The following is a 13,765-nucleotide window of genomic DNA, read 5'->3' on the forward strand; positions in this document are numbered from 1 at the left end:
CAGGTAGGGAAATGTATTCATCAAGAAATTCATATTCATTTGCTCAAATTTAAGCACCCGAAGTCTGTCCTACTGCTTTTTCGTGGACTTCAGCCATTAATTGGTCAGCAATGCCGTGGGCAATATTTATTGATAGTTTGGAGGAACTGTCAGCATTACTTGGAATTCCTTTGCTATCAATAGTCATTACACCGCTAGATAGCAGCTCTTTGTGATATTTTTTTCTCGCCTCTGCAATAAGTGCGTTCATAATCCAATACCTTTTTGATTTGCAACCCTATTTTCATAGCAACAGGAGGAGGGAAAGCATTGCCGATCATCCGACAGGCAATCGTCTTACGCTTGCCGAAATCCCAACTATCGGGGAATCCCTGAAGTCTTGCAAGCATTTCCGGAGTCAATCGTGGCATTCCCACGAAGTCTGCGTCAGGAACGTCATTAGCTACCCCCCGACCGTCTACACCAAGCTCTGCCCACGCCTTACGTGCTCTTGTCGGGCCCAAGTCTGGACCTCCGTGTTTTTTACTTCCGCCTACTAGAGTGGGAGCTATTTTATTGGCTGTCCGCCTCCATTCTTCGACAGCTTTCCAACCATTAGCTGACATCAAGTCATATAAAGTCTCACCTACAGACAGTGTTTTCTCTGGTATCTTTTCGGGAAACATGAAGACATCTGCCAGATCTCTCCGTATTCCAATAATAATTACTCGTGGCCGTAGCTGAGGAACACCATAATCAGAAGCATTTAATAATTGAAGATGTGTACTGTAGCCTAATTTTTTCAACGTTTGAAGTACCTGTTCCCGATAAGCATTAAACTTAGAGCTTAAAATTCCACGGACATTTTCTATCATAACGATACGCGGATTAATTTCCTGCACAAGTCGGAGCATCTGAGGAAAAAGATCACGCTCATCATCAGCTCCCAGTTGTTTGCCTGCAACACTAAACGGAGGGCAAGGTACACCTCCTGCTAGCAAATCTATCTGCCCGTAGTAAGGCTTACCATCAAAATGATGCACATCCTTACAGAAAATATTCCATTCCTGACGATTGCGTTTCAGACATTCGCAATAGTCTTTTTCATATTCGACCAATGCAACATGAGAGAATCCCGCCATCTCAAGTCCTAATGCTTGACCGCCTGCACCTGCACATATTTCTATGGAATTATACATATAAGGATCATTCAAGTTTATAAGTTTCAGATGCAAAAATACGATATTCTTTTATCAATGCCAATAACTCGGTGTTTAAATATGGCTTATCTCACGCAAAGATATCGCTCCGCAGAATATAACCGATAACATCTCCCTTACGTACGGTAGCGCCTTGCTGTGCACATATCTCCACCACACGTCCGGTAAATCCGGTTAGAATCTTTTCATATTCCCCCCACGGAGTGGAAAGATAACAAAAGACTTCGTCATGCTGATATTTACGCCCGATGAATGGAGCAATGGATGGTCCCTCTACGGAAACTTCCCAAAGTACCTGTCCGTTATCAGGGGCAATAACCGGATCTGCCTTGGCACGTTTCAACTTCTTAATTTCCTCTTCCGAATACCCGTTCTTTGCCATTGCCGCATCCTTAGCATGTTGCAACTCTTCCTCAAAACGCTTTTTGGCAACCCCGGACTTATAATCACGATACTGGCGATCGTGCATAGCCAGTTCAAAAAGTTCTTCGTCATCCTCTCCATATTCCCAGCCATTTTCATCCATTTCCTTTCGATATTCATCCAAAGCATCCGGATAATTCAACTGCGGGTCGGTATCGACAAATTCATATCCTTTAGATTTCGCCAACTCTATAATCTCCGGTGCAAGCGTACCAGGAAGACGTCCACTTTTACCCAGAATCATATCCCAAGTATGGTTATCTATCATTGTCCAACGTTCTTCCCCTTTTACCTGCTGCATAAGATTCATTAATGCAACATTTTTCACATACTGGCTGAAAGGAGTCACCAAAGGAGGATAACCCAGCTTGGGCCATACATATTCCACTTCATCAAAAAGCATCACAAGCAGATCATCCAGACTAAGTTCCGGCTCATTCTTACTCCTTAATATCATATTGATGCCGGAATGCACTCCTTTCAGGTCTGCCATCATGGAACCCATCATGCCACCCGGCAAACCACATTTCAGTAGAAGCGAAGACATATATTTGTTGGTAGGATCCATAAAATAACCCAGAAAATCATCAATGAATTCTTGCGTCATCGCACGAGCTTTCATATATGCTTTCATATTTATGTCGGGAACCTGGAAGCCTAAATCTTTCAACATAGCCTGCACAGAGATTACGTCCGGATGCACTTTGCCCCAAGACATCGGTTCCATAGCCACATCAATGATGTCCGCACCATTTTCACAAACCTCAAGGATAGAAGCCATAGACAATCCCGGTCCGCTATGACCATGATATTGAATCAATATATCCGGATGTTTCTCCTTGATAGTCCTGACCAATTCTCCTAACATACCCGGACGACCGATACCTGCCATATCTTTCAAACATATTTCAGGTGCACCGGCCTCAATCAGTCGATCTGCAATTCGGGCATAATACTCAACGGTATGCACCGGAGAATACGTGATACAAAGAGTTGCCTGCGGAATCATACCTGCTTCCAAAGCATATTTAATAGAAGGAATGATGTTTCTCGTCTCATTCAGTCCACAGAAGATACGGGTGATATCCACTCCTTGCGCATGCTTGACTTTATACATCAGTTTACGCACATCTGCCGGAACCGGGTACATGCGCAACGCATTCAATCCGCGATCGAGCATATGCGTTTGAATACCCGCTTCTTTAAAAGGCGCAGTAAAAGCACGGACGGCTTTATTAGGATTTTCGCCGTACAACAGATTCACTTGTTCAAAAGCACCACCGTTTGTTTCAACTCTAGCAAAACAACTCATCTCAATAATCAAAGGAGCAATACGGACAAGCTGATCAACCCGAGGTTGATATTTACCGGAAGATTGCCACATGTCCCGATAAACAAGACTGAATTTAATTTCCTTTTTCATCATAGCCAATAATAAGTGATTTTTTCTTCGGTTAACTTCACATATACAAATATAAGGGTTTAAACTGACATATAGTCAAACAATCACCTTAAAAAATAGATATAAAGAGATGTTTAATATCATAATGCAAGAAAACCACCCCTATATAGATCCATTCACTATAAATAACAAATCAAATTGTTTTATGTTCGTACATATATCATTCCTTTAAGATCGCCAAATACTTCATCGACTTCATTCAAGGTATAAACAAACCAAGATAACCATCAGGCATAATCCACTTGTCAAGAGCTTTATTATACTCAAAATTACTATTACAATAATTAATATAAGATGCAATATTGACTGAATCATTAAAATAAAGATTTCATCATTTTTTATTGTTATTACTCTAGTAAATAATGGTATTAGTGAGAACCTAAAATTGTAAAGCGCAAATACACAGCAACATACAAGTATATATTTCACGAGCCCTTCGAAATACAATGAAACATATTCAAGAAGGCTTGCATTTCTCTCCATTATTTACCATAAATGTACTATATTTTATCCATTAGAAGTGCGTCGTGTCCGATAACAGTGAAAATCAGTGAAAGAATTTAAAAGAGAAACAAATACAACAGAATTATTTGGAAAGAATCAGTTGAACATTTACATTTGTCATGTGATTTTTTTCATAGTATTAGATTTAAGGTTAACAAAGGTTGGAGCAAGGCGTTGCTCCTTTTTTTATGTCCATATGTGAGATTAGTTCATGCGAGTTAATTCAATAACTGGTACATTCCTCCTGCCAATACACGAATCACCCCTTTCATTTCCAGTTCAAAAAGAATAGCGGTCATCTTATTTACAGGAATATCTGCTTCTACTACAAGAGAATTGATTTGCAGATTTCCCAGTTTCTCCAAAATAGCGACAATTTTTTGTTCCTCTTCAGACAGTTCAATAAAAAGACTACGCTGCACACTTACCTTTTCTGAAAGAGTCGTCTGCATATTCCAGCCCATAGCCTGCACAAAATCTTCGGCAGATAATAACAGGGATGCTTTATTATCCCTAATCAACCGATTGCATCCTTTTGAATATTCATCACCCATGCGACCGGGGAAAGCGAAACAATCGCGATGATAACCTTCAGCAAGTTCGGCTGTAATCAATGAACCTCCCTTTTCTGCCGACTCAATGACGATGGTAGCATCACACATACCGGCAACAATACGGTTTCGACTGATAAAATTATGGCGATCGGGATTCGTTCCGGACAGAAATTCGGTCAGTAATCCCCCTTTTTCAAGCATATCAACAGCTGTTTTCCGATGGACATGAGGATAAATACGATCCAGCCCATGAGCTAAAACACCTACTGTAGGTAATTCATTAGCCAAAGCTTCACGATGCGCATGAATATCGATTCCATAAGCAAGTCCGCTGACTACAAGTACATCAGGACAAAGCGCCTTCAGATCCCGCAGAAAAGAGGCGCAGATTTGTGTCCCATAATCAGTAGCATTACGGGTTCCTACCATATTCAGGATATGAAGGGAATTTAGATCGGCATTTCCTTTAAAGAAAAGGACGACAGGGGCATCTTCACATTCCCGCAAACGGGAAGGATAAGCTTCATCATAAAAGGACAGACAGGAGATACGATTCTTCCGGATAAATTCATATTCTTGCTCGGCGCGAAACACAGCTTGCGGACAATCCAATGCCTCTATCACCCGTTGACTTACTTCTGGAATACGTTCCTGTATTTCTTTGCGCAGACGGAAGACATCAACGGCATTACCCATTCCATCTATCAAATGTTTTGCTCCTATGTGCCCGATACCGGGCACCATTGTCAGAGCAATACTATAAATTTGTTCTTCTTCGGAGCTGTTCATTTCAGGTAGGGAGCAAAGACGTTATCGAACAATTCGCTGTCACTTAAACGTCCGTTTACCACACATACCGTCTCAACAGTGGATTTCACTACTACTTTATTATCATTCTTACGGAAGATATCCTGATAAAACACATACTTGATACCTTCCTTTTTCATATATAGTTTCGAGACAAACTCATCTCCGCTTTTCAATGGAGTCTTGAATGCCATACTAATACGTGCCACTACCGGATCGACTCCCTGCTCATGAAGTGCAGCAAAACTGACACCCACCGAAGTCAGAAACTCGTGACGGGTATGTTCCAGATAGTGCTGATAATTGGCATTATTGACAATACCTTGAAGGTCACATTCGTAATCGCGAACCTTCATTTCCAATTCATAGATATAGTTCATTTAAATTGAGAATTAAAAGTTGAGAAATAACAGTTAGCCTCTTTTTTGCTCAATATCGAGCCCTTTGAACTTCTTCAATTCTTCGGTCGATACCAGTTTATACAGCTTGTCACTGGGACGTATCTTATCCGATTTCATGGAGAAATGCTGTCCCTTCTTCACTGTTTGCACAGATTCCAAGTCAACACGGGCTTCTTCCAAAGTCATAAATAGTGCACCGGTAGTCGGCCCTGTAATGAGAAGCTTATCGCCTACACTTACTTCAGCAGCTTCTACCAGGAATTCGGAAACTCCGATATTGGAAAAGTATTTGATACCTTTACCTACATAAATCTTACGTTCCGTAGCTGCCGAACCATAATTCCTGGTCCATTCGCCCAAACGCTGTCCCAAGTAATATCCATCCCAGAAGCCACGGTTGAATACGGTTTTCAGGCGTTCATCCCAAGCCGCAATCTTTTCATCGGTGAATGTTCCATCCAAATAAGCCTTGATAGCTTCTTTGTAACATTCAACCACCGTACGTACATATTCAGGTCCACGGGCACGGCCTTCAATCTTGAATACACGTACACCGGCATCCAACATTTTATTCATAAAATGGATGGTCTTCAAGTCTTTGGGAGACATGATATATTCGTTATCAATATCCAGTTCCACATCCGTTTCCTTATCACGAACCGTGTAAGAACGACGACATACCTGCATACAAGCACCGCGATTGGCCGAATGATTCATCTCATGTAAAGAGAGATAGCATTTACCCGATACTGCCATACAAAGCGCGCCGTGGCAGAACATTTCGATACGAAGTTGTTCGCCGCTCGGACCACAAATATGTTCTTCCTGTATCTGACGATAAATCTCGGCCACCTGTTCCAAATTCAACTCACGAGCCAATACTACCACATCTGCAAATTGTGCGTAGAATTTTAAAGCCTCTGCATTGGAGATATTCAACTGGGTAGAAAGATGCACCTCCTGTCCTATCTGACGGGCATAATTCATCACTGCCACATCAGCTGCAATCACCGCAGAAATTCCCGCTTCCTTGGCTGCATCGACAATAGTATGCATCAGAGGGATATCTTTATCATAGATAATCGTATTGACCGTCAGGTAACTCTTCATCCCGTGCTCATCACACGTACGAGCTATTTCCCGCAAATCATCAATCGTGAATGTATTAGCCGAACGGGCACGCATATTCAGGTTTTCTATACCGAAATAGATAGAATCGGCACCTGCCTGAATGGCCGCAGCAAGAGATTCGCGCGACCCCACAGGAGCCATTATTTCAAAATCTTTTATATTCATTTTACTGTCTGATAATCATTAAATATGATAGAAATATGCAAAGGTACGAATTTATCCGTATTTTTGCAGAGAATAAAGCAGAAAGAAGAAATGGAAAATAAGAAACCTATCGTACTCAACAATCTGGAAGAGTGGGATTTTACCGACTATATAGACTCGTTGATACAAAAAGAGGAGGCTGTAGATTTGGAATTCAAGGTTGCCAAAGATGGTCTTCCTAATAGCTTATGGGATACTTATTCTTCTTTTGCCAATACGGATGGGGGAGTCATTGTGCTTGGTGTGAAAGAGCATAAACAGCAATTCATTATAGAAGGACTGACTAAAGAACAAATCAGCCAATACAAAAAAGACTTCTGGAATCAAATTAATAATCCGGATTGCGTAAATGAGAATCTGCTTTCCGACAATGACTTATACGAAGGTCGCTATAAAGAAAGAAATCTGCTTCTCATCTATGTTCCCTGTGCAAACCGTGTGCAGCGCCCTATCTACAGGACAAGAAACCCTTTCGGTGGGCATACATTTAAACGCAACCATGAAGGAGATTATAAGTGTACGGATGCAGAAGTCAGACGCATGATTGCCGATTCGGACGAAAGTCATCCCCGTGACTCTAGGATTCTGCCCAATTACTCGATGGAAGACATTGATAAGGAAACATTGATTCAATACAGACAGCTTTTTGCCAATTTGAAACCATCTCATCCATGGCTTAATTTAAATGATATTGAATTTCTGACTAAACTTGAAGCATATCGCAAGGACAGAAGTACGAAAGTAGAAGGTTTCACATTGGCAGGCATACTGATGTTTGGAAAGACAGAAAGTATTACCGATCCCGAATGTGCGCCCAATTATTTCCCCGACTATAGAGAGCATCTTAACGAAAACTCCGATATTCGATGGACGGATAGAATCTGTCCGGACGGAACTTGGGAAGCCAATCTCTTTCAGTTTTATCGCAAGGTTCATCCCAAACTAACTGCTCCCCTGCCTAAGCCCTTCCTTATCAGAAACGGAATACGTATTGATGAGACACCTACGCACATTGCTGTGCGCGAAGCTTTTATCAATACGCTTATCCACTGTGATTTCTCGGAGGAGGGCAATATTGTTGTCGAACAATGGGTAGATAAGTACCGATTTAAAAATCCCGGAACAATGCTGGTCAGCAAAGCTCAATATTATCTAGGAGGAGATAGCGTCTGCCGCAATAAAGCCTTGCAGAAGATGTTTATGCTAATCGGGTTTTCCGAAAAAGCGGGAAGCGGAGTGAATAAGATCATTAAAGGTTGGAGGGAAGCAAACTGGCAGAAACCGTATGTTGAAGAATTCAGCCGACCGGATAAGGTGGAACTAACCCTGCCTATGATTAGTTTATTGCCGGATGATGCTGTAATTAAACTAAAGGAGCTGTTTGATGGAAAGGTTGAGAACTTGACGCAAGATGAGTTGACAGCCTTAGTAACTTGTTACAGTGAGGGGGGGATTAATAATACCCAACTGCAATATGTTATTCCGCAACACCGTTCTGATATTACAAAAATGCTGAAAAAGCTTTGTAATCAAGGATTCCTTATTTCAGAAGGAAACAGAAGGGGAACAAAATATCATGTCAACGATCCGGAGAGGAAGGTTGGAAGCTCAAAAAGACTCAAATTCGAAGAACTTCAATCCATAATAATATCCATTGCAGAAGACTACATCACATTAGATGAAATCGCTAAAAGAACAAACAGAACCTTTGACTATATTGCCAATAAAATAATTCCACGAATGCTAAAGAATAGGACTATCGAATATTTATATCCCGGAGTACCCAATCATCCGAAACAAAAATATAAAGCAACCAATAAGAAAACGAATAATAAGCAGTAATACTTATATATGAAGATAGCTCACATAGATTTGGGTAAATACCCTATCCTGCTCGCTCCTATGGAAGACGTGACTGATCCGGCTTTCCGCCTGATGTGCAAGAAGTTCGGAGCAGACATGGTATACACCGAGTTTGTATCAAGCGACGCACTGATACGTGCAGTCAGCAAGGCCGCACAAAAACTCAGTATCAGTGATGAAGAACGCCCTGTCGCTATTCAGATCTACGGAAAAGATACGGAGACAATGGTAGAAGCAGCCAAAATTGTGGAAGAAGCGCAGCCCGACATTCTGGATATCAATTTCGGATGTCCAGTGAAAAGAGTGGCCGGAAAAGGGGCAGGAGCAGGAATGTTGCAGAATATTCCGAAAATGCTGGAGATTACCCGTGCCGTAGTAGATGCAGTAAAGATTCCCGTAACTGTGAAAACCCGTTTGGGATGGGACGCCAATAATAAGATTATCGTAGATTTAGCGGAACAGTTACAAGATTGCGGAATTGCCGCATTGACTATTCATGGCCGTACCCGTGCACAAATGTATACCGGAGAAGCCGACTGGACACTGATAGGTGAAGTGAAGAAGAATCCACGGATGCATATTCCCATTATCGGCAATGGTGACGTGACTACGCCTCAACGCTGCAAAGAGTGCTTTGACCGCTATGGAGTAGATGCAGTAATGATCGGGCGTGCTAGCTTCGGACGTCCGTGGATATTCAAGGAAGTGAAACACTATCTGGAAACCGGTGAAGAACTGCCACCACTCAGTTTCGGCTGGTGCATGGATGTACTACGCCAGGAGGTGGTCGACAGTGTCAATCTGCTGGACGAACGCAGAGGTATCCTGCACGTACGCCGTCATCTGGCCGCCAGCCCCCTATTCAAAGGAATTTCCAATTTCCGCAACACACGCATTGCCATGCTACGGGCGGAAACTAAGGAGGAGCTCTTTCGGATATTTGATGAGATACTTGCTACTATTTAAACATCGGCTGTGCAAACCACTTTTTAAACATCCAGGTTGCCACTACATACAATAAGAATGCGGAGAAAAATCCTACCACAGCGTCGATGACGTAATGTGCTTGAATATATACGGTAGCCCCACAGAGCAACAAATAGAAAGGCAGTAAACAGGCGAACAGCTTCTTACTGCCGCGCCAAGCCATAATCATCAAGATAGTAGAAATACCGACATGTGAACTTGGGAAAGCAGCTGTGGGACGTTCACCCACTTGTTGGGAGCTTTCTACCAGGCTATAAAAGAATCCGTGCTGATATCCCGGTCCGGGCAACAACTCCTGATGATAATTGAAATAGTCACCGATGGCAGGAAAAACTCCCTTAGCCACATTATCAAATCCGATAGCCGGAAAATAGAACTGAGGGCCTGCCACAGGGATAAAGATATAAAGCAAATAATATATAAAGAAAGAAGTAACCAGTACAAAGGACATCTTTTCGAACCATTCGAACCTATAAATGAAATAAAACAACGCCACAATCAGCATCATCGGATAATAGAAGAAATATCCCATATTAAACGCTTCGCTGACCAAAATATGAGGAAACGTATGGCAGAACCAGATAGCAGGTTGTCCACTGAAGATAAACTGTTCGATGGTAGCAAAGACATGGTCCAGGTTCGGAAAAAAGCGATTGAATTCAAAAGTATCCGGATACCAATAGGAAAGCAGGCTCATCTGAATGACGATACGCACAAACGCCGAGAACTTACAAGGGGCAAGCCGATAAAGATACATCAACAGGAAAGTCATTGCAGCAATCATGGCTCTATCCAATAACATATGCCATGGATGGTCCATCCTCTGAAACAGGAATAGAATCAATATGGAAGTCAGCAGATTATAAATCAATGTAATCTTCTCCACAGCAAACAACCCTTTCCGGGTCTCTACACGCTTAAATAAGTCTAAAGCCATCCTTCGTTTTTATACCAGGCAATGGTTTCACGTACCCCCCTCTCCAAATCGTATCCGGGGGTATATCCCAATTCGTTAATTGTCGGGGTTATATCACACTGCCAGTTGCGTTGTTTCATTATCTTATATTTATCAGAATTCAATGTACTGCACTTCTTGGAACGCGTAGCAACAAATTCAGCGAGCAAAGATATAACTTTTAGCACAATTAACGGACATTTCAGATGAAGAACAAACGGATTCCCTAATTCTTTTTGTATCAAGTCCGAAAACGCACGGCTTTTATAGACTTTCCCATCTGTCAGAAAATACGCCTTTCGGATGACTCTTTTCTCTATACCCAAGAAAATAGCCTGCACAATGTCTTTCACATAGACAAAAGTCAGATCTTGCCGCTTGAAACCAACCGAAAAATCAAAATGCTTCTGAATGGACTTAGCCATTAGGAAATAATCTGATTCACGAGGTCCATACACTCCCGTAGGGCGATAAATGACATAAGGAAAACCGGGAATACTTTGAATATATAATTCAGCCTTCAACTTACTGAAACCATAAGCCGTGTTGGGCATGGGAGAATCGTCCTCTTTTATCGGAGTGTAATCTGTCTCGCGCACAGGACCGAACACACTAAGCGTACTTATATATATAAATTGCTTCGGGACCATATTCAACTCCCTCAACGTATCAATAAAATACTTTGTCTGAAGATAGTTCACGTAGTCGAAAGATTTTTTGTCGAAACATTTCGTAACACCGGCACAATGAACGATATAATCAAACTTATTATATGTCCCTTTATGACCGGAGAGTTGGGCACGAAGTTCATTAGGATGTGCAAAGTCCAGTTCCAAAAAGTGTATTTTCCGATTCTTCAAATATTGTCTGCTACTGGTAGGACGAACTCCCGCCCACACACTAAACTTTCGTTTCAACGCTTCTTCTACAATGAAACTCCCGATAAAACCGCTTGCACCCGTAATTAAAATACTCTCCATTCCTACTTTTCGGCTCTATATAAATACAATTAAAATTTCGGTTACAAAGATACGATAAATATAATAGTATTATTACCGTTTTTTTTATTTACTTTGTAGCCATATCAATAGATGATGACCAATAAAAATACATATTATGGCGAAAAAGAAAGAAAAGAAAGAGAAAAAGGCCGGTAAGAGAATGAGTAAAAAAGAGCTGGCAGCGTTGTTAATAGACTTTTTCCACGCCAAATCCAATGAAGTTCTAAGTATGAAATACATTTTCTCGGAATTGCGTCTTACCACCCATCCGCAGAAAATGCTATGCATCGATATATTACATGACCTTTTGGATGACGATTATATCTCCGAAATTGAGAAGGGCAAGTTCCGTCTGAATAATCACGGCACAGAAATGATAGGTACCTTCCAACGCAAAAGCAATGGAAAGAATTCCTTTATTCCCGAAGAAGGAGGTGAACCGGTATTCATAGCAGAGCGCAATTCCGCCCATGCCATGAACAATGACAAGGTAAAAATTACATTTTATGCCAAACGAAAGAACAGGGAGGCAGAAGGGGAAGTAATCGAAATACTGGAACGTGCCAACGACACTTTTGTCGGTACATTGGAAGTAGCCAAGTCATACGCATTTCTGGTAACGGAAAACCGTACACTTGCCAATGACATATTTATTCCGAAAGATAAACTGAAAGGCGGAAAAACCGGAGATAAAGCGATCGTGAAAATAACAGAGTGGCCTGACAAGGCAAAGAATCCCATCGGACAAGTGATAGACATATTGGGCAAAGCAGGTGACAATACCACTGAGATGCACGCCATTCTCGCAGAATTCGGCTTACCATACGTATACCCGAAAGCAGTAGAGACAGCAGCCGATAAGATTCCGGCAGAAATCACTCCCGAAGAGATAGCCAAGCGTGAAGACTTCCGCAAGGTGACAACTTTCACTATCGACCCGAAAGATGCTAAGGACTTCGACGATGCGCTTTCCATCCGCTCCATCAAAAACGGATTGTGGGAAGTAGGCGTACACATCGCCGATGTGACACACTATGTAAAAGAAGGAGGAATCATCGACAAAGAAGCTGAAAAGCGTGCCACTTCCGTTTATCTGGTAGACCGCACCATCCCAATGCTCCCCGAACGGTTGTGCAACTTCATCTGTTCACTCCGTCCGAACGAAGAGAAACTCGCTTTCTCCGTGATTTTCGATATTACCGAGAAAGGAGAAATCAAAGACTCACGCATTGCGCATACAGTCATCAATTCCGACCGCCGTTTCACTTACGAAGAGGCTCAGCAGATTATTGAAACTAAAGAAGGTGACTACAAAGAAGAAGTACTTATGCTGGACACCATCGCGAAAGCACTCCGCGAAAAACGGTTCGCAGCGGGAGCAATCAATTTTGACCGCTACGAGGTGAAATTCGAAATTGACGAGAAAGGGAAACCTATCAGTGTGTATTTCAAAGAGTCGAAAGACGCCAATAAACTGGTAGAAGAATTTATGCTTCTTGCCAACAAAACCGTAGCAGAGAAGATAGGACGTGTACCCAAAAACAAAAAGCCTAAAGTACTGCCCTACCGTATCCACGATCTGCCGGATCCGGAGAAACTGGAGAATCTGTCACAATTCATCGCTCGCTTCGGCTACAAGGTACGTACAAGCGGAACAAAAACAGATATTTCAAAATCCATTAACCATTTGTTGGATGATATACATGGAAAGAAGGAAGAGAATCTGATTGAGACCGTGTCTATCCGTGCTATGCAAAAAGCCCGTTATTCTACACATAACATCGGTCACTACGGGCTGGCATTCGATTATTATACTCATTTCACCTCACCCATCCGCCGTTTCCCGGACATGATGGTTCACCGTCTAGTAACGAAGTATATGGATGGAGGGCGCAGTGTATCCGAGGCCAAATACGAGGATCTTTGTGATCACAGCTCAAATATGGAACAAATTGCAGCCAACGCCGAACGTGCTTCCATCAAATACAAACAAGTGGAATTCATGAGCGAACGTCTGGGACAGATTTACGATGGTGTCATCTCCGGAGTAACCGAGTGGGGACTGTATGTCGAACTTAACGAGAATAAATGCGAAGGTCTCGTCCCTGTCCGTGACTTGGATGACGATTATTATGAGTTTGACGAAAAGAACTACTGCCTTCGTGGACGCCGCAAGAACAGAACATATAGTTTAGGAGATGCCATTACCGTTCGTGTAGCACGTGCCAATCTGGAAAAGAAACAGCTCGACTTCGAATTAATTGAGAAATAAAT

Annotated in this window: 11 protein-coding genes; 3 read left to right on the forward strand and 8 right to left on the reverse strand. The window is 42.1% G+C overall.

Annotation, left to right across the window (positions count from 1 at the left end; translation table 11 throughout):
• Window positions 1-49 precede the first annotated feature (49 nt).
• From BACFIN_RS22085 to BACFIN_RS02005, 6 genes are all read right to left on the reverse strand, one after another.
• A complete protein-coding gene (locus BACFIN_RS22085; protein ID WP_081449109.1) occupies window positions 50-250 on the reverse strand; it encodes an NgoMIV family type II restriction endonuclease in 201 nt (66 codons plus the stop codon).
• Entirely contained in the window at window positions 195-1,178 is a 984-nt protein-coding gene (locus BACFIN_RS02025) for a DNA cytosine methyltransferase (protein WP_007757576.1), read from the reverse strand. Before BACFIN_RS02025 ends, BACFIN_RS22085 begins: the two co-directional genes overlap by 56 nt.
• 91 nt (window positions 1,179-1,269) lie before the next feature.
• Window positions 1,270-3,045, reverse strand: a complete 1,776-nt coding sequence (locus BACFIN_RS02020) for an oxaloacetate decarboxylase (RefSeq protein ID WP_032839952.1) — start codon at window positions 3,043-3,045, stop codon at window positions 1,270-1,272.
• A 761-nt stretch (window positions 3,046-3,806) separates the two neighbouring features.
• Window positions 3,807-4,931 carry a DNA-processing protein DprA gene (gene dprA / locus BACFIN_RS02015; protein WP_007757579.1) on the reverse strand — a complete coding sequence of 375 codons (1,125 nt, stop codon included), beginning with the start codon at window positions 4,929-4,931 and terminating at the stop codon, window positions 3,807-3,809.
• A complete protein-coding gene (locus tag BACFIN_RS02010; protein ID WP_007757582.1) occupies window positions 4,928-5,329 on the reverse strand; it encodes an acyl-CoA thioesterase in 402 nt (133 codons plus the stop codon). Before BACFIN_RS02010 ends, dprA begins: the two co-directional genes overlap by 4 nt.
• A gap of 33 nt (window positions 5,330-5,362) precedes the next feature.
• On the reverse strand, window positions 5,363-6,646 hold the full coding sequence (locus tag BACFIN_RS02005) for a peptidase U32 family protein (protein ID WP_007757583.1): 1,284 nt from the start codon (window positions 6,644-6,646) through the stop codon (window positions 5,363-5,365).
• 24 nt (window positions 6,647-6,670) lie between these two features.
• On the opposite strand from BACFIN_RS02005, the gene BACFIN_RS02000 reads away from it, so the two are divergent.
• Both BACFIN_RS02000 and dusB read left to right on the forward strand, forming a co-directional pair.
• The gene (locus BACFIN_RS02000) at window positions 6,671-8,527 is read left to right on the forward strand and encodes an RNA-binding domain-containing protein (RefSeq protein WP_007757584.1); all 1,857 of its coding nucleotides are present in this window, start codon (window positions 6,671-6,673) and stop codon (window positions 8,525-8,527) included.
• A 9-nt stretch (window positions 8,528-8,536) separates the two neighbouring features.
• A complete protein-coding gene (gene dusB, locus BACFIN_RS01995) occupies window positions 8,537-9,514 on the forward strand; it encodes a tRNA dihydrouridine synthase DusB (RefSeq protein ID WP_007757585.1) in 978 nt (325 codons plus the stop codon).
• Here dusB and BACFIN_RS01990 read toward each other — a convergent pair.
• Both BACFIN_RS01990 and BACFIN_RS01985 read right to left on the reverse strand, forming a co-directional pair.
• Window positions 9,507-10,472 (reverse strand): phosphatase PAP2 family protein, encoded by a 966-nt coding sequence (locus BACFIN_RS01990; protein WP_007757586.1) that lies wholly within the window; start codon window positions 10,470-10,472, stop codon window positions 9,507-9,509. The two genes, dusB and BACFIN_RS01990, sit on opposite strands and share 8 nt — an antisense overlap.
• Window positions 10,463-11,470 carry an NAD-dependent epimerase/dehydratase family protein gene (locus BACFIN_RS01985; protein ID WP_007757587.1) on the reverse strand — a complete coding sequence of 336 codons (1,008 nt, stop codon included), beginning with the start codon at window positions 11,468-11,470 and terminating at the stop codon, window positions 10,463-10,465. Before BACFIN_RS01985 ends, BACFIN_RS01990 begins: the two co-directional genes overlap by 10 nt.
• Window positions 11,471-11,606: 136 nt before the next feature.
• Between BACFIN_RS01985 and rnr the strand changes: the two genes are divergently transcribed.
• Window positions 11,607-13,763 carry a ribonuclease R gene (rnr, locus tag BACFIN_RS01980; RefSeq protein ID WP_007757588.1) on the forward strand — a complete coding sequence of 719 codons (2,157 nt, stop codon included), beginning with the start codon at window positions 11,607-11,609 and terminating at the stop codon, window positions 13,761-13,763.
• Window positions 13,764-13,765: the final 2 nt, after the last annotated feature.

This window comes from Bacteroides finegoldii DSM 17565 (assembly GCF_000156195.1).
Lineage (GTDB): Bacteria > Bacteroidota > Bacteroidia > Bacteroidales > Bacteroidaceae > Bacteroides > Bacteroides finegoldii.